The organism is Streptomyces sp. NPDC026246, from assembly GCF_055567995.1.
Genome location: NZ_JBVHPJ010000013.1, coordinates 201,418 through 216,283, shown reverse-complemented (window position 1 = coordinate 216,283; position 14,866 = coordinate 201,418). Strand labels below are relative to the sequence as shown.

Here is a 14,866-nt window from a genome sequence, read left to right as displayed (position 1 = left end):
GGCCCGTAGCGTGCGGGGCGTGGTGGATCGAACGACTCTCGAAGACACGAGGACGGACGGGAAGACGGCGGACCGGGCCGTCGTACGGGACGCGCTGGGCGTCGGGGTGGCCGTCGGGCTGTCCGGGTTCGCCTTCGGCGTGACCTCGGCCGGCAGCGGGCTCACCCTGGCGCAGACCTGCGTGCTCAGCCTCCTGGTGTTCACCGGCGCCTCCCAGTTCGCCCTGGTGGGTGCCCTCGCGGCCGGCGGCGCCCCCTTCACGGCCGCGGCCGGGGCCTTCTTCCTCGGCGTGCGCAACGCCTTCTACGGCCTGCGCCTGTCCCAGGTGCTGGCCCTCCCACGCGCGGTGCGGCCGTTCGCCGCCCAGTGGGTGATCGACGAGACGGCAGCCGTCGCCCTGGCCCAGCCCACCCGTCGCGGCGCCCGCCTGGGCTTCCTGGTGACGGGCCTGACTCTGTACGTCCTGTGGAACCTCACCACCCTGCTCGGTGCCCTCGGCGCTGAGGCCATCGGGGACACCGACGCGTGGGGGCTGGACGCGGCGGGACCGGCGGTGTTCCTGGCCCTGCTCGCACCGATGCTCAAGAGCGGCGCGGAGCGGGCCGTCGCCGCACTGGCGGTCCTGCTCGGCCTCGGACTGCTGCCGGTGCTGCCCGCCGGCGTCCCGGTCCTGCTGGCCGCGCTCGCGGCGCCCCTGGTGCTGTGGGCGAGCGGCCGCCGCAGGGGACGGGGGCCCGACGGGAGACAGGGCCATGACCAGAGACAGGGGGCGGCGCTGTGAACGTCTGGATCGCCATCGGCGTGACCGTCCTCGGGTGCTACGCCGTCAAGCTGGCCGGGCTCCTGGTTCCCGCGCACGCTCTGGAGCGGCCGGTCGTCAAGCGGCTCGCCGCCCTGCTGCCCGTCGCGCTGCTCGCCGCCCTCACGGCCCAGCAGACCTTCGCCGAGGGGCAGACGCTGGTCCTGGACGCCCGGGCCGCGGGGCTCGCCGCCGCCGCCGTCGCGCTGCTGCTGCGCGCGCCGTTCCTGCTCGTCGTCGCGGCGGCCGTCGTCGTGACGGCGGGTGTGCGGGCCCTGGGCGGCTGATCAGGCGATGCGGCGGCCGTACGCGTGGAGCGTGCGCAGCGCCTCGATCGTCACCAGGGAACGGGCCTCCAGGGCGGGAGCGGGAGCCCAGTGCCGCCACCGCACCGGCCACCCGCCGTCCTCCCGCTGCTGCGCCGCGAGATGGTCCAGCGAGCGGTCCATCTCCTCGTCGGTGAACCACGCGCGCGCGAGCGAGTGAGGGCTGCGCGCGTAGTCGTACGCGAAGTGGTGCTCCCCCGGCGCGTAGCCGGGGGAGACCGGGTACGCGTCCGGGTCCTCCGGGTCGAGCGCCGCCAGGCGGTGCTCCCGCACCAGCCGGCCCAGCCGGTCGGCGGCCGCCTGCGCGCGGGGACGGTCGGGAACGGAGTCCAGGAAGGCCACGGCGGCCTCGATCTCGTACGGGTGCGACTTCTCCAGGGACTCCACCGCCTGCCAGCAGAAGTCCGTGGCCCTGAAGAGCCACGCGTGCCACACCTCGTTGCGGTGCAGCAGACCGACCACCGGCCCGGTCGCCAGCAGGTCGCCGGGCGGATCGTCCACGACCGTCACGAAGGGCGCCGCCGGGTGGCCCTGCTGACTCGGGTGCACCGCCGGGAGCGCGCCGTCCGGTGTGGAGACGGACGTCAGATAGCGGCACAGGCGTTCCACGCGCTGCCCGGCGCAGCGCCCCACGGCGTCCAGGACGCGCAGCGCGTGGGCGGTGTGCAGCGGCTGGCTGACCGGGCCGCGCAGATCCGGCTCAAGGGCGTGGCCGTACCCGCCGTCCTCGTTGCGGTAGGCCTCCAGCGCCGCCTCCACCGGCTCGGCCGGAGCGTCCCGGAAGTGGTGGGCGAAGAGGCGCTGCTCGAGCACGCGCGCGGTGAGCCAGACGAACCGCTCCGCGCGCGTGACTGGGCTGTGCGCCGGGACGGTCGGGGGGAGTGCGGACGCTCCTGTATCGGCCATGGGACGACCGTAGGGCGCAACACGGCGCCGGGTGGCGGTCCCGGCTCAGGCCCACCCGCAGGGGCGGGATACTGGAGTCATGCGGTTGACGGTCTTCTGGCAGCGGATGGCGGAGCACTTCGGTACGGGCTACGCCGACACCTTCGCGCGCGACCATGTGATGTCCGAGCTGGGCGGGCGCACGGTGAACGAGGCGCTGGACGCCGGCTGGGCCGCCAAGGACGTGTGGCAGGTGGTCTGCACGGTGATGGACGTGCCACGCGAGCGGCGCTGACCTCGACTGCGCAGCGGCCCGGGGGAGCGGCTCGGACGGCGTCCCGGGAAGCCGGACGGTACCGGCGGTGCAGGGGCGGAGCGGCCCGCCGGGCACAAAGATCGCAGGCGGGCAGACGGCTGTCGGTGGTGTGTACGAGACTTGGTCCGTGGCACCCACTGACGAGTCCGGGCAGGCAGCCCTCCAGTCCTCCGCGTCCGGTACGACGCCGCCGTCCGACCGCGCCCCGTCCGGCACCGCCGGACCGAGCGGCCGCATGCCGCGCTGGCTGCCGCGCGCCCTGGTGCTCGCGCTCGCCCTCGTCGCCGCGTTCCAGCTCGGCAGCTGGGCCTTCCACCAGCTCACCGGGCTGCTGATCAACATCCTCATCGCGTTCTTCCTGGCGCTCGCCATCGAGCCCGCGGTCGGCTGGATGGCCGCGCGCGGCATGCGCAGGGGGTTCGCCGCGTTCGTCGTCTTCATCGGCGTGCTGATCGTGGCGGCCGGTTTCGTCACGCTGCTCGGATCGATGCTGGCGGGCCAGATCATCAGGATGGTCGAAGGCTTCCCCGACTACCTCGACTCCGTCATCAACTGGGTCAACGCCCACTTCAAGACCGACCTGAAGCGCGTCGACATCCAGGAGGGCCTGCTCCGCTCCGACTGGCTGCGCAACTACGTGCAGAACAGCGCCACGGGCGTCCTGGACGTGTCCGCCCAGGTCATCGGGGGCCTCTTCCAGCTGCTGACGATCGCGCTCTTCTCGTTCTACTTCGCGGCCGACGGCCCGCGGCTGCGCCGCACGATCTGCTCCGTCCTGCCGCCCGCCCGCCAGGCCGAGGTGCTGCGCGCGTGGGAGATCGCCGTCGACAAGACCGGCGGCTACATCTACTCGCGCGGTCTGATGGCCCTGGTCTCCGGCGTGGCGCACTTCGTGCTGCTCCAGGCTCTGGACGTGCCCTACGCGCCCGTGCTCGCCGTGTGGGTGGGGCTGGTGTCCCAGTTCATCCCCACCATCGGCACGTACCTCGCCGGCGCCCTGCCGATGCTGATCGCGTTCACGGTCGACCCCTGGTACGCGCTGTGGGTGCTGATCTTCGTCGTGATCTACCAGCAGTTCGAGAACTACGTGCTGCAGCCCAAGCTCACGTCCAAGACCGTCGACATCCACCCCGCCGTCGCCTTCGGCTCGGTCATCGCCGGCACCGCCCTGCTCGGCGCGGTCGGTGCCTTGATCGCCATCCCCGCCATCGCCACGCTGCAGGCTTTCCTGGGCGCGTACGTGAAGCGCTACGACGTCACCGACGACCCACGGGTGCAGGGCCATCGCTGGCGCGCGGAGGGGCCGGGACTGCTCGTGCGAGCCAGAGGGCTGTGGGGGACGCGGCGCGGCACGAGGGCGGAGCGGCACGACGACGAGGGCACCGGAGGGGACTCCTCCTGACGTCGCGTGCTCGGCCGCAGGCCCGACCACTGCGGTGAGGGACGTGCGGGACGCCCCGGTGGACCCGTGGGTCGCCCCGGTGGACGCATGGGACGCCCCGGCCGGGCACCGAGGAAGATGACACGCGGGTGCCGCGTGGTGCGCTTGACACCAAAATCGAACATCCATTCTTATGGGGTGCACCGGCAAGGCTCAACGGCGGGCGTTTCGACGTAGTTTGGGTGGAGAAGGGCCCGAGTTATCCACAGGCCGGACGGGCGTCAGGACGCATTGTCAGTGGCAGGCGTTAGCGTCATTGACGTGAAGCGATCGACTCAAGCAAATCGGGTGGAACCCATGGCAGGAACCGACCGCGAGAAGGCGCTGGATGCCGCTCTCGCACAGATTGAACGGCAATTCGGCAAGGGCGCGGTCATGCGCATGGGCGAGCGGTCCATGGAGCCCATCGAGGTCATCTCGACCGGCTCCACCGCCCTGGACGTGGCTCTCGGCGTGGGCGGCCTCCCGCGCGGCCGCGTCGTGGAGATCTACGGACCGGAGTCCTCCGGTAAGACCACCCTGACCCTGCACGCGGTGGCGAACGCGCAGAAGGCCGGCGGCCAGGTCGCCTTCGTCGACGCGGAGCACGCCCTCGACCCCGAGTACGCGAAGAAGCTCGGCGTCGACATCGACAACCTCATCCTCTCCCAGCCCGACAACGGCGAGCAGGCCCTGGAGATCGTGGACATGCTGGTCCGCTCCGGTGCCCTCGACCTCATCGTCATCGACTCCGTCGCCGCGCTCGTCCCGCGCGCGGAGATCGAGGGCGAGATGGGCGACAGCCACGTCGGTCTGCAGGCCCGGCTCATGAGCCAGGCTCTGCGGAAGATCACCAGCGCGCTCAACCAGTCCAAGACCACCGCCATCTTCATCAACCAGCTGCGCGAGAAGATCGGCGTCATGTTCGGCTCCCCGGAGACCACGACCGGTGGCCGCGCGCTGAAGTTCTACGCCTCGGTGCGCATCGACATCCGCCGCATCGAGACCCTGAAGGACGGCACCGAGGCGGTCGGCAACCGCACCCGCTGCAAGGTCGTCAAGAACAAGGTCGCGCCGCCCTTCAAGCAGGCCGAGTTCGACATCCTCTACGGCCAGGGCATCAGCCGCGAGGGCGGTCTGATCGACATGGGCGTGGAGCACGGCTTCGTCCGCAAGGCCGGTGCCTGGTACACGTACGAGGGCGACCAGCTCGGCCAGGGCAAGGAGAACGCGCGCAACTTCCTGAAGGACAACCCCGACCTGGCCAACGAGATCGAGAGGAAGATCAAGGAGAAGCTGGGCGTCGGGGTGCGTCCGGAGGAGCCGGCCGCCGCCGAGCCGGGCACCGACGCGGCGGTCTCCGCCCCGGCCGAGACGCCGGCCGTTCCCGCCCCGGCAGCGGCGAAGACCAGCAAGTCCAAGGCCGCCGCAGCCAAGAGCTGACCCGTGACACGACGAACCGACTGGGCGGAGTACGAGTACGCCGCCTCCGGTGCCCCCCGGGGGAGGGGCACCGGAGGCGACACCGACTCGGCCGGGGAAGCGGAGCACGGGTACGGGAGCGCGCCCTTCGGGGACGAGTCGCACGGGGGCGGCTCGCCCGAGGGAGGCTCTCCTCGGGGTGGCTCGCGTGACGGCGGGCCGCGCGGCCGGCGAGGGCGTCGCCGGCGCGGCTTCGGCGAGACGGCCGGTGCCGAGGACGAAGGCGCCCCCTCCTCTTCGAGGGCGGAGCAGGGGGCGCTTCCGGCAGACCCGGTGGAGCAGGCTCGGGCGATCTGCCTGCGCCTGCTCACCGGGACCCCGCGGACCCGAAAGCAGCTCGCCGACGCCCTGCGCAAGCGGCAGATCCCGGAGGACGCGGCCGAAGAGGTGCTGTCGCGGTTCGAAGAGGTCGGCCTCATCAACGACAGTGCCTTCGCGGACGCCTGGGTCGAGTCCCGTCACCACGGCAGGGGCCTGGCCCGGCGGGCCCTCGCCAGGGAACTGCGGACCAAGGGCGTCGACGCGACCCTCATCGACGAGGCCGTCTCCCAATTGGACTCCGAGCAGGAGGAGGCGACCGCCCGCGAGCTGGTCGCCCGCAAACTCCGCTCCACCCAGGGCCTCGACCGCGACAAGCGGCTCCGCCGCCTCGCCGGCATGCTCGCCCGCAAGGGCTACCCCGAGGGCATGGCCCTGAGAGTGGTCCGGCAGGCGCTGGAGGAGGGGGAGGACACGGAGTTCCTGGGAGGCGAAGGGTACTGAGCCGGGGCGCCGTCGGGAGGACCCCCACTTCCCTCACGAGCCCGGTCGGGTCGGTACCGGGCACCACACAGAGCATGAGAAGCGGGGGCGGCTCACTCCACCGGTAGCCCGGCGGCCCTCCAGGCCTGGAAGCCACCGGCCAGGTCGGTGGCCCGGTGCAGGCCCAGCTGATGCAGGGAATGGGCCGCCAGGCTGGACGCGTAGCCCTCGTTGCAGAAGACGACGATGCGCAGATCGTGACGCGTCGCCTCGGGGAGGCGGTGGGAGCCCTGCGGATCGAGACGCCACTCCAGTTCGTTGCGCTCGACGACGACAGCGCCCGGGACGAGACCGTCCCGCTCGCGCAGGGCCGCGTAGCGGATGTCGACCAGCAGTGCGTCCCCCGTCCGGGCCGCCTCGTACGCTTCCTGCGGTGCGATGCGCGCGTAACCGGCGCGCACCCGTTCCAGGAACTCGTCGATGCCTATGGGCGGCTGTGCGCCGCTCGCACCTTCCGTGACGCTCACTGCCAGTCCTCCGGTCGCTCGACCTGCTCGAGTCGCAGCACGGGGCCACTTCGACTGTAACGGCGGATCTGCGGCAGGGGCGGGTAGTAGGCGTGGACGGAGATCGCGTGCCGGTCGGGGGACTCGTTCAGCACCTCGTGCACATGGTGCCGGCCGAAGGCGCGGCCCTGGCCGACGCCCAGTCGTCGCTCCCGGTCCACGCCCTCGCTGAGCTCGAGGGTCTTCCACCCGTCGGTGGGCAGCCGGGCGGCGAGCGAGTTCTCCTTGAGCTCACCCGACGCGGTCAGGAAGGCGCCGACGGAGTCGGCGTGGTCGTGCCAGCCGGTGCCCGTGCCCGGCGGCCAGCCGATCAGCCAGGCCTCGCTGCCGCGGGGGCCGTCGAGTCGTACCCACGTACGACCCTCCGGGTCCAGCGGCAGGGAGGAGATCAGCTTGCTGTCGGCGGCCGTCCGCCGCACGAAGTCGTAGAGGTCCGCCTGGGTGGGAGCCGAACCGGAGAGGGAAACGGCAGGGGAAGCGGAAGGAGACGCAGAAGGAGACGCTGAGGGGGATACAGACACGGGTGCCGTCCTGAAGTCCTGGTGAAGGTTCGCGAAGAGGACGCGGCAGCCGACGCGAAGGGGCCGCGGCGCGCTCGGAGAGTGGGGAGATGCGAAGTCAGCAGGACGGGCGACACACGCAGCCCGCATAGCGGACGAGGTCCATATGGACCCTCCGCCACAGGCGCACACAGGTGTCGGTCACGCACCGGAGTACACCACGGCCGCCCAAGCCGGTCAACTCACTGTCACCATGCGGACGCACGGTGACAGTGAGCACGTCGGAGGCGGTGGCGGAGGCGGAGGCGGTAGCGCGTCAGCGTCAGGGCGCCCCGACGGAGGCACCGGCCCCGGCCTGGGCCTTCACCGGTCCGCCCACGGCGGCCTCCGCCGCGGCGTACAGATCGGCGGGGCGCACTCCGCTCAGCGCGGTGACGAGATGCCCGTCGGGGCGGATCAACAGGACGGTGTGGGCGGCCGCGCCCGGGTAAGCCTCGGCGACCAGCAGTTCGGCCGGGTGCGGGAGCGCCGTCACGGCTGCCGCGAGCCGGGGCATGAGGCCGGCCTTGGCCCAGTGCTTGCGCTCCCACACGCCGGTACCCGGCGCGATCAGCACCACGAGCAGCACGCCCCTGCCGAGCCGGTCCCGCAGCCGTACGAAGGTGCCGTCCTCCGCGGTGACCCGCACGTCGGTGACGGGCGCCCCGGGCGCCGTGTCCACGGGGGTCTCGCCCTCGAGGTCGCGCGGCGCGAGCGGTGAATCGCCGTACGCGCCCGGCGCGCCCAGCTGGCCGTGCCCCAGATGCCCTTCCGTGAGGAGGGTGTCGTGGCCCTTGGCGGAGCCGGGCACGTAGGAACGCAGCCCTCCGCCGCCGCGCAGCACCGGCAGCGCCTGGTCGGCGGCACGCAGCCGGGCGGCGACGACCGCCCTGCGCTCGCTCTGGTAGCTGTCCAGGAGGGCGTCGTGCGGGCCGTGGTGCCAGGCCGCGGCCAGTTTCCAGGCGAGGTTGTCGGCGTCGCGCAGCCCCTCGTCGAGACCGTGCGTGCCCAGGGCGCCGAGCAGATGGGCCGCGTCCCCGGCGAGGAAGACGCGGTCGGCACGCCAGCGCCGGGCCAGGCGGTGGTGGACCGTGTGGACACCGGTGTCCAGCAGTTCGTACGGCGGGACCGTGCCGCCCGACCAGCCGGCCAGGGTCTCGCGGATACGGTTCAGCAGCAGTTCCGGGGTGACCAGGTCCTTGCCGGGGGGCAGCAGCCAGTCCAGGCGCCACACGCCGTCCGGCAGCGGTCGCGCGGTGACCTCACCGGCCGAGGGGCCCGACATGCGCCAGGGCGGCATGCGGTGCAGCAACGCCTCGTCGTGCCAGGGCAGGTCCGTCCGCAGCGCGGCGACGGCGTGACGTTCCACCGCAGTACGGCCCGGGAAGCGGATGTCCTGGAGTTTGCGCACGGTCGAGCGGGGGCCGTCGCAGCCCACCAGGTAACTGCCTCGCCACCAGGTGCCCTTGGGGCCGCGGGTGTGGGCCGTGACGCCCGAAGGCTCCTGCTCCAGCGCGTCCAGCCGGCTCTCCACCGCGATCTTGACGAGCCGTTCGTCCGCGAGGGCCTCGCGCAGGGCGCCGGTCAGGACGTGCTGGGCGATGTGCAGCGGGGAGGGCTCGGGGCCGTCGAAGACGACCTCGCGCATCACCTGCTTGCGCCGCATCGACCGCCATCCGGCCCAATGCGCGCCGAGGCGTGACAGGGGAACACCGGAGAGCCGTTCCATGAGAGCGGCGGTGTCCTCGCGCAGGACGACGGTCCGCGCGGCACGGGGTTCGTCCTTGCCCGGGCCCTCGTCGAGGACCACGCACGGCACCTCCTGCCGTGCCAGCGCCAGTGCGAGCGTGAGCCCCACGGGCCCCGCTCCGACGACGATCACCGGATCCACGGCGCGGCGCCCCCTGCCCGTGGTGTTGTCCTGGAAGACGTAGGCGAACACGAAGGTGGAGCAGGGTGCACGATCACAGAACGTATGCAACCTATTGCGGGTGCTTGCGTCAAGTGACCAGGGGCAGTGGCGATCATGCCGCTGCTCCGGAGGTCAGGCCATACGAGTACCGGCCAGGCGGCTGCTCAGGTCCTCCCACTGCCACGCCATCCGCGCTGCTTGCATGCGGTTCTTGACACGGAGCTTGGCGTAGAGGGAGCTCAAGTGGTCCTTGACAGTGTCAGGACGGATGCCGAGAGCTTCGCCGATGTCCTTGTTGGACAGTCCGTCGCCTACCAGTGTCAGTACCTCCCTCTCGCGCCGAGAAAGGCCGGAGTCGTGGAATGGCGAAGAGGGGATCGTGCACTGCATCCGCGGCGGCCCCACGTATTCATGAATCAGTGACTCCGAGAACTCGGGAGAGAGTACGTGTGCGCCCTGAGTCAACGCCGGTATGGCCCAGTGCAGGTGGTCTCCGGCTGAATCTTTGAGGAGTAGTCCGGACGCGCCGTGCAGAAAGAGACGTCGTGCCTCCTTCTTTTTCAGGCGGTCGGTGAGCATGAGAACTGCGGCTGGCTTTCCGCTCTGATGGAGACGCTTGAGAAGTAGGATGGATTCCCCCGTGCTCGGGGTGCAGGTCAGTATGACGTTCGGGCGTACCCTTTTCACCATGTGGAGGGGGCGATGCGCCTCTGCTTCTGCAGCCACGCAGAAATCCGCGCAGGACTCCACCAAGGCGCGAAGGCCGGCTCGGACAATGCTGTCCGGACATACTATTGCAACGCGTATCATGCAGAACCCCGTTTTACCCTTCCTGTGTACAGCGGTCCGCGTAGGCGCGAACTTTGAATTCGCTCATGTCGGCTGGTCGGGCCGATTGCCTACGACCTCATTCTGTCACTCTAGAGCTGCTGAGAATCAGAATCGAGGTGCCACCGACTGTGTTGCTGAAGAAGTGTGTGCTGTTTGAGGCATTTTGAGTGGCATGTCGTGGTCCTTCGTGCGCAGTCAACCCCCTGATATGGGAGTGTCCCGAGGTGAGGCGCCGGGTGGGGGGTCTCGGCGAATCGACCACCGGCAGAGAATTCATGTCACCCGGATCCAGCTACAAACGGAGGGGATATGAAGCGCGACGAAGCTGCGGCAGTCAGTCGAAGCCTTACCCGCACGCGAAAAGGTCTGGCCGCCATTGGTGGCTCGCTGGTTCTTCTGCTCGGAGCTGCGCCGGCCATGGCTGCCCCCACGGCCGCCGCTCCCCGGGCGGCGGCAGGCTGCGGCGGTCCACAGATCAAGGCGTGGTACGACTCGGATCAGTTCGGTACGTACCTCAAAGTCGATTTCTCGAGAAAGAGCAGCTGCCGCGCTCGCGTGGGTTCGATAAAGGGCGAAGTCGTCTGTAAGAGCACCGGGAAGCGTGTGTACTACGAGTCCGAAGCTCTGAAGAACAGCACGATCATCAATCCTCTCCCGGGCAAGAGCAAGTGCAAGGCCTTCTGGGCGCAGGGGACCATCACCTATGTTGGCGTCTCCGGTTCTTACCAGGACACTTGGCCGTGGGAATGGGGTAACCACCCCGCATGAGAGAGGAACGTGAGAAGGTAATGATGCGAAATGCGCTGGCCGGCGGATTTGCTGCCACCCTCGGAAGTGCGAGCCTTTTGATCGGTCTCATGGCGCTACCGGCAAGCGCCGACAGCTCGTCCGAGGTCTACCTCGGAACTGTGACCGGTCAGATCAACGTGTCCGGCGGTACAGCTCACAAGTACTCGGACAAGCAGTATCGAAGCACCTCTCTCCCAAATCTCCGTAAGCACTCGATCCGCGTTTCCTACTCCGGCTGTGCGACCTGGAAGGCGCGTGCGGCTGTGAAGTGGGGCAGTGATGTCGACACTGTCGAGCAAGAAGTGACAGGCTGTAACAAGTCTGTCTTCCTGACTCCGATGGGCGACATGAAGGCATCCGTGACGCTCACCGTCCACTTGGAGCCGATGGACCGTACGGGAAGCAAGAGCATCAAGCCCGTCGGCTGATACCCGGGAAGCTCTCATGCGTGTGGCCCGCCGTTCGCTACGGCGGGCCACACGCATGTTGTGAGGGAACAGGCCATTCAGCGCCTGTGGCGCTGTGAGGCTCTGCGGGAAGGGATCCCGACTTGACCAGGCGACTCCTCGGGTTGAACGGTCCTGCGGACGCGCCTGGACTCTCTGCGCCGGTCGGAGTGCCTCAGTTGACGTTCTAGATTTCGGCCGCGTTGAGGTCGTCGACCTTGTCGGCACCGAGGACGGCTCCCGAACTCCGCTTGCTTCGGCGCAGCCTGCCCTCGAGCCACGAGGCGAAGGACGTGAGGATGAAGTTCAGGATGATGAAGATGACCGCCACCACGATGAAGCTGGGGATCACGTTCGCGTAGTTGGCTGCGAGGGTGCTTCGGGAATTGAGCAGTTCAGTGAACCCGAGCATCACGCCGCCCAGTGCGGTGTCCTTCACGATGACGACCAGCTGGCTGACGATGGCGGGCAGCATGGCCGCGACCGCCTGCGGCAGCAGGATGCCGGCCATCGTCTGGCTCTTCCGCAGGCCGATCGCCATGGCGGCTTCCGACTGTCCCTTGGGCAGGGACTGGATGCCGGCCCGCACGATCTCGGCGAGGACCGAGGCGTTGTAGAGCACCAGGCCGGTCACCACGGCGTACAGCGGTCGTTCGTCGCTCGGGATGCCCGTGGAGCGGACGTACAGCTCGTTGGCGAACAGCATCAGCAGCAGGACCGGGATGGCCCGGAAGAACTCGACGACCGCACCGACCGGGATGCGCACCCAGCGGTGGTCCGACATGCGTGCGATGCCGAGGGCGGCGCCCAGCGGAAGGGCGATCACCATCGAAAGGGCAGCAGCCTTCAGCGTGTCGGCCAGACCGGGAAGCAGGTACGTCGTCCAGGCCTCGGACGTGGTGAAGGGCTTCCACAGGGCCCACTTCAGCTGGCCCTTGTCGTCCAGTGTCTGCCAGACCCACCACAGGAGCAGGGCGAGCAAGACGGAGAAGACGACCGTGAAGATCACATTCCGCCGCTTGGCCTTGGGGCCAGGGGTGTCGTAAAGAACGGAGGTCATCGCTTTACCGCCAGTCGCTTGCTCAGCCAACCGAGGAAGAGGCCAGTGGGCAGGGTCAGTACCACGAATCCGAAGGCGAAGATCGCGCCGATGAACAGCGTCTGAGCCTCGTTCTCGATCATTTCCTTCATCAGGAGCGCCGCTTCCGCCACACCGATCGCGGCCGCGACCGTCGTGTTCTTGGTCAACGCGATCAGGACGTTGGCCAGCGGGCCGATGACGGAACGGAATGCCTGGGGCAGGATCACGAGCCGCAGCACCTGGCTGAAGCTGAGTCCGATGGCCCGTGCCGCCTCGGCCTGTCCGACAGGCACGGTGTTGATGCCGGACCGGATGGCTTCACAGACGAAGGCGGCCGTGTACGCGGTGAGGCCGAGCACGGCCAGGCGGAAGAACTTGGTCTCGAAGTTGTCGGGTGCGCCCATGGTCACGCCGAAGATGTCGGCGAGGCCGAGGGACGTGAAGACGATGATGACGGTCAGCGGAATGTTTCGGACGATGTTCACGTAGGCCGTGCCGAAGCCGCGCATCAGCGGGACCGGGCTGACCCGCATCCCCGCCAGGATGGTGCCCAAGATCAGCGAACCGACGGCCGAGAAGACGGTGAGCTGGATGGTGACCCAGAAAGCGCCCAGCAGGGTCGGGTCGTCATAGTCTGAAAGAAAGTCGAACACGATCTCCCGCGCTTCCGGGTGTGTGGCGTAGGGGGCGGACGTGGCGCGCCGCCGTCAGAGCAGCGACGGCGGCGCGTCTGGGGACACCCGCAGAACCTGCGGACATCCTGCGTCGGCGGAGTTCCCGCGTTACTGGACGATCTGGCCGATCTTCGGGGCGGGCTCGTTCTTGTAGTTCGCCGGGCCGAAGTTCTCCTTGACGGCCTTGTCCCAGGCGCCGTCCTTGACCATCTTCTCCAGGGCGGCGTTGACCTTGTCGAGGGTCGCCTTGTCGCCCTTCTTGACGCCCACGCCGTAGTTCTCGTTGCTCAGCTTCAGGCCGGCAAGCTTGAACTGGCCCTTGTACTGGTCCTGCGCGGCGTAGCCGGCGAGGATCGAGTCATCGGTGGTGAGGGCGTCCACCCCACCGTTCTGAAGGGCGGAGAGGCACTCCGAGTACCCACCACGCTGGTCCAGCTGAGCATCGGGGGCGAAGTCCTTCTTGACGTTCTGCGCCGACGTCGAACCCGCGACCGAGCACAGCTTCTTGTCGTTGAGGTCCGTCGCCTTGGTGATGTCCGAGTCCTTCTTCACCAGCAGGTCCTGGTGGGCCAGCAGGTACGGACCGGCGAAGTCGACCTTCTGCTTGCGCTCGTCGGTGATCGAGTACGTGGCGGCGATCAGCTTGACGTCACCGCGGGACAGCGCGTTCTCACGGTCGGCGCTCTTCGTCTCGACGAACTCGATCTGGTCGGGCTTGTAGCCGAGCTCCTTGGCCACGTACGTCGCCACGTCCACGTCGAAACCGGAGAAGGAACCGTCGGGCTCCTTCAGGCCCAGACCGGGCTGGTCGTACTTGATGCCGATCTTGATCGTCTTGCCGCCGCCGGAGCCGGAGCCGTTCGAGTCACCGCTGTCGTCACCACCGCAGGCGGTGGCGGTGAGAGCGAGGACGAGAGCCGTGGCGGCCGCGGCGGAGACCTTGCGGAGCTTCATCGTGAACATCCTTTGCCGTGAAGAGAAAGAGCCGTCGTTACGGGTGAGGCGGAGCGTCGCCGGAGCAACGCGCGCGCCTAGTGGTGCAGGATCTTCGACAGGAAGTCCTTGGCACGGTCGCTGCGCGGGTTGCTGAAGAACTGGTCGGGCGCAGCCTCCTCGACGATTCGGCCGTCCGCCATGAACACCACGCGGTTTGCAGCCGATCGTGCGAAACCCATCTCGTGGGTGACGACGATCATCGTCATGCCGTCGCGGGCGAGCTGCTGCATGACCTCCAGCACCTCGTTGATCATCTCGGGGTCGAGCGCGGAGGTCGGCTCGTCGAAGAGCATGACCTTCGGCTCCATGGCCAGCGCCCGCGCGATCGCCACGCGCTGCTGCTGGCCGCCGGAGAGCTGTGCCGGGTACTTGTCGGCCTGCGCGGCCACACCGACCCGGTCGAGCAGGGAGCGGGCCCGGTCCTCGGCCGCCTTCTTGTCCTTCTTGCGGACCTTGATCTGGCCGAGCATCACGTTCTCGAGCACGGTCTTGTGCGCGAAGAGGTTGAAGGACTGGAAGACCATGCCGACGTCGGCGCGCAGCCGGGCCAGCGCCTTGCCCTCGGCGGGCAGGGGCTTGCCGTCGATCGTGATCGAGCCGGAGTCGATCGTCTCCAGCCGGTTGATGGTGCGGCACAGGGTGGACTTGCCGGACCCGGAGGGTCCGATGACCACGACGACTTCACCGCGGGCGATCGTCAGGTCGATGTCCTGGAGTACGTGCAACGAGCCGAAGTGCTTGTTGACGCTCTTCAGGACGACCAGATCGCCGGTCGCGGCCACATCTTCCTTGGCCACCGATACTTCGGTCATCGCTCTCAGGCTCCGTCCTCCTCGGTTTCGGAGGACAGTAGTAACCCTCTACGACCTGCGTCATTACATCTGAGGTGAATCTGAGCATCACGATCCGATAGCAATCGGACACTAGTCGTAGCACTTGCGAGCAGCGCTCATACCAGCCGGGTAACGGAAGCTCCTCGCAACCGGAACCCTCTTGACGGCGTGCTCATCCATCAGCGTGACTGCACAAGGTGCACGCGCGCGCGTGCACGCGTTTTTGTACA

General features: G+C 68.8%; 18 protein-coding genes. 8 read left to right on the top strand and 10 right to left on the bottom strand.

Features of this window, described 5'->3' with window-relative positions:
* Positions 1–19 precede the first annotated feature (19 nt).
* Together ACZ4M5_RS28680 and ACZ4M5_RS28675 are read left to right on the top strand one after the other, a co-directional pair.
* Complete coding sequence (locus ACZ4M5_RS28680) at positions 20–781, top strand: AzlC family ABC transporter permease (protein ID WP_467740916.1); 762 nt, start codon at positions 20–22, stop codon at positions 779–781.
* Positions 778–1,086, top strand: coding sequence for an AzlD domain-containing protein (locus ACZ4M5_RS28675; RefSeq protein WP_467740914.1), 309 nt, complete (start codon positions 778–780; stop codon positions 1,084–1,086). The genes ACZ4M5_RS28680 and ACZ4M5_RS28675 overlap by 4 nt, the downstream gene beginning before the upstream one ends.
* Here ACZ4M5_RS28675 and ACZ4M5_RS28670 read toward each other — a convergent pair whose 3' ends face one another.
* Positions 1,087–2,031, bottom strand: a complete 945-nt coding sequence (locus ACZ4M5_RS28670; protein WP_467740912.1) for a hypothetical protein — start codon at positions 2,029–2,031, stop codon at positions 1,087–1,089. It abuts the gene before it with no gap.
* A gap of 79 nt (positions 2,032–2,110) precedes the next feature.
* Here ACZ4M5_RS28670 and ACZ4M5_RS28665 point away from each other — a divergent pair, with 79 nt between their 5' ends.
* The 4 genes from ACZ4M5_RS28665 (at position 2,111) to recX (ending at position 5,990) form a co-directional block, all read left to right on the top strand.
* A complete protein-coding gene (locus ACZ4M5_RS28665; RefSeq protein WP_467740910.1) occupies positions 2,111–2,305 on the top strand; it encodes a DUF3046 domain-containing protein in 195 nt (64 codons plus the stop codon).
* A 256-nt stretch (positions 2,306–2,561) separates the two neighbouring features.
* Positions 2,562–3,728 (top strand): AI-2E family transporter, encoded by a 1,167-nt coding sequence (locus tag ACZ4M5_RS28660; RefSeq protein WP_467740958.1) that lies wholly within the window; start codon positions 2,562–2,564, stop codon positions 3,726–3,728.
* A gap of 336 nt (positions 3,729–4,064) precedes the next feature.
* Positions 4,065–5,189 carry a recombinase RecA gene (recA, locus tag ACZ4M5_RS28655; protein ID WP_467740908.1) on the top strand — a complete coding sequence of 375 codons (1,125 nt, stop codon included), beginning with the start codon at positions 4,065–4,067 and terminating at the stop codon, positions 5,187–5,189.
* Between the two features lie 3 nt (positions 5,190–5,192).
* Positions 5,193–5,990 carry a recombination regulator RecX gene (gene recX / locus ACZ4M5_RS28650; protein WP_467740906.1) on the top strand — a complete coding sequence of 266 codons (798 nt, stop codon included), beginning with the start codon at positions 5,193–5,195 and terminating at the stop codon, positions 5,988–5,990.
* Between the two features lie 92 nt (positions 5,991–6,082).
* On the opposite strand, the gene ACZ4M5_RS28645 is transcribed toward recX, so the two are convergent.
* The 5 genes from ACZ4M5_RS28645 to ACZ4M5_RS28625 all read right to left on the bottom strand — a co-directional run bounded on the left by ACZ4M5_RS28645 (position 6,083) and on the right by ACZ4M5_RS28625 (position 9,712).
* Positions 6,083–6,496, bottom strand: coding sequence for a rhodanese-like domain-containing protein (locus tag ACZ4M5_RS28645; protein ID WP_467740904.1), 414 nt, complete (start codon positions 6,494–6,496; stop codon positions 6,083–6,085).
* Positions 6,493–7,056: a cupin domain-containing protein gene (locus ACZ4M5_RS28640; RefSeq protein WP_467740902.1), complete on the bottom strand. Its 564-nt coding sequence runs from the start codon at positions 7,054–7,056 to the stop codon at positions 6,493–6,495. The genes ACZ4M5_RS28645 and ACZ4M5_RS28640 overlap by 4 nt, the downstream gene beginning before the upstream one ends.
* A gap of 97 nt (positions 7,057–7,153) precedes the next feature.
* Positions 7,154–7,225, bottom strand: a complete 72-nt coding sequence (locus ACZ4M5_RS28635) for a putative leader peptide (protein ID WP_309544753.1) — start codon at positions 7,223–7,225, stop codon at positions 7,154–7,156.
* 132 nt (positions 7,226–7,357) lie between these two features.
* Complete coding sequence (locus ACZ4M5_RS28630; protein ID WP_467740956.1) at positions 7,358–8,965, bottom strand: FAD-dependent monooxygenase; 1,608 nt, start codon at positions 8,963–8,965, stop codon at positions 7,358–7,360.
* 153 nt (positions 8,966–9,118) lie between these two features.
* The gene (locus tag ACZ4M5_RS28625) at positions 9,119–9,712 is read right to left on the bottom strand and encodes a response regulator transcription factor (protein ID WP_467740900.1); all 594 of its coding nucleotides are present in this window, start codon (positions 9,710–9,712) and stop codon (positions 9,119–9,121) included.
* 414 nt (positions 9,713–10,126) lie between these two features.
* Between ACZ4M5_RS28625 and ACZ4M5_RS28620 the strand changes: the two genes are divergently transcribed.
* Positions 10,127–10,585 (top strand): hypothetical protein, encoded by a 459-nt coding sequence (locus ACZ4M5_RS28620; protein WP_467740898.1) that lies wholly within the window; start codon positions 10,127–10,129, stop codon positions 10,583–10,585.
* Positions 10,582–11,034 (top strand): hypothetical protein, encoded by a 453-nt coding sequence (locus ACZ4M5_RS28615; RefSeq protein ID WP_467740896.1) that lies wholly within the window; start codon positions 10,582–10,584, stop codon positions 11,032–11,034. The genes ACZ4M5_RS28620 and ACZ4M5_RS28615 overlap by 4 nt, the downstream gene beginning before the upstream one ends.
* A gap of 205 nt (positions 11,035–11,239) precedes the next feature.
* Here ACZ4M5_RS28615 and ACZ4M5_RS28610 read toward each other — a convergent pair whose 3' ends face one another.
* The 4 genes from ACZ4M5_RS28610 to ACZ4M5_RS28595 form a co-directional block, all read right to left on the bottom strand.
* A complete protein-coding gene (locus ACZ4M5_RS28610) occupies positions 11,240–12,112 on the bottom strand; it encodes an amino acid ABC transporter permease (RefSeq protein WP_467740894.1) in 873 nt (290 codons plus the stop codon).
* Positions 12,109–12,786: an amino acid ABC transporter permease gene (locus ACZ4M5_RS28605; RefSeq protein WP_467740892.1), complete on the bottom strand. Its 678-nt coding sequence runs from the start codon at positions 12,784–12,786 to the stop codon at positions 12,109–12,111. The genes ACZ4M5_RS28610 and ACZ4M5_RS28605 overlap by 4 nt, the downstream gene beginning before the upstream one ends.
* Before the next feature lie 129 nt (positions 12,787–12,915).
* Positions 12,916–13,761, bottom strand: coding sequence for a glutamate ABC transporter substrate-binding protein (locus ACZ4M5_RS28600; RefSeq protein WP_467740890.1), 846 nt, complete (start codon positions 13,759–13,761; stop codon positions 12,916–12,918).
* 77 nt (positions 13,762–13,838) lie between these two features.
* A complete protein-coding gene (locus tag ACZ4M5_RS28595; RefSeq protein WP_398109895.1) occupies positions 13,839–14,615 on the bottom strand; it encodes an amino acid ABC transporter ATP-binding protein in 777 nt (258 codons plus the stop codon).
* Positions 14,616–14,866 lie beyond the last annotated feature (251 nt).

Excerpts from the sequence above, each read along its gene's own strand:
- ACZ4M5_RS28670 (WP_467740912.1), bottom strand. The coding sequence starts at position 2,031 with ATGGCCGATACAGGAGCGTCCGCACTCCCCCCGACCGTCCCGGCGCAC.
- ACZ4M5_RS28665 (WP_467740910.1), top strand. The coding sequence starts at position 2,111 with ATGCGGTTGACGGTCTTCTGGCAGCGGATGGCGGAGCACTTCGGTACG.
- ACZ4M5_RS28660 (WP_467740958.1), top strand. The coding sequence starts at position 2,562 with ATGCCGCGCTGGCTGCCGCGCGCCCTGGTGCTCGCGCTCGCCCTCGTC.
- recA (WP_467740908.1), top strand. The coding sequence starts at position 4,065 with ATGGCAGGAACCGACCGCGAGAAGGCGCTGGATGCCGCTCTCGCACAG.
- ACZ4M5_RS28620 (WP_467740898.1), top strand. The coding sequence starts at position 10,127 with ATGAAGCGCGACGAAGCTGCGGCAGTCAGTCGAAGCCTTACCCGCACG.
- ACZ4M5_RS28615 (WP_467740896.1), top strand. The coding sequence starts at position 10,582 with ATGAGAGAGGAACGTGAGAAGGTAATGATGCGAAATGCGCTGGCCGGC.
- ACZ4M5_RS28610 (WP_467740894.1), bottom strand. The coding sequence starts at position 12,112 with ATGACCTCCGTTCTTTACGACACCCCTGGCCCCAAGGCCAAGCGGCGG.
- ACZ4M5_RS28600 (WP_467740890.1), bottom strand. The coding sequence starts at position 13,761 with ATGAAGCTCCGCAAGGTCTCCGCCGCGGCCGCCACGGCTCTCGTCCTC.
- ACZ4M5_RS28595 (WP_398109895.1), bottom strand. The coding sequence starts at position 14,615 with ATGACCGAAGTATCGGTGGCCAAGGAAGATGTGGCCGCGACCGGCGAT.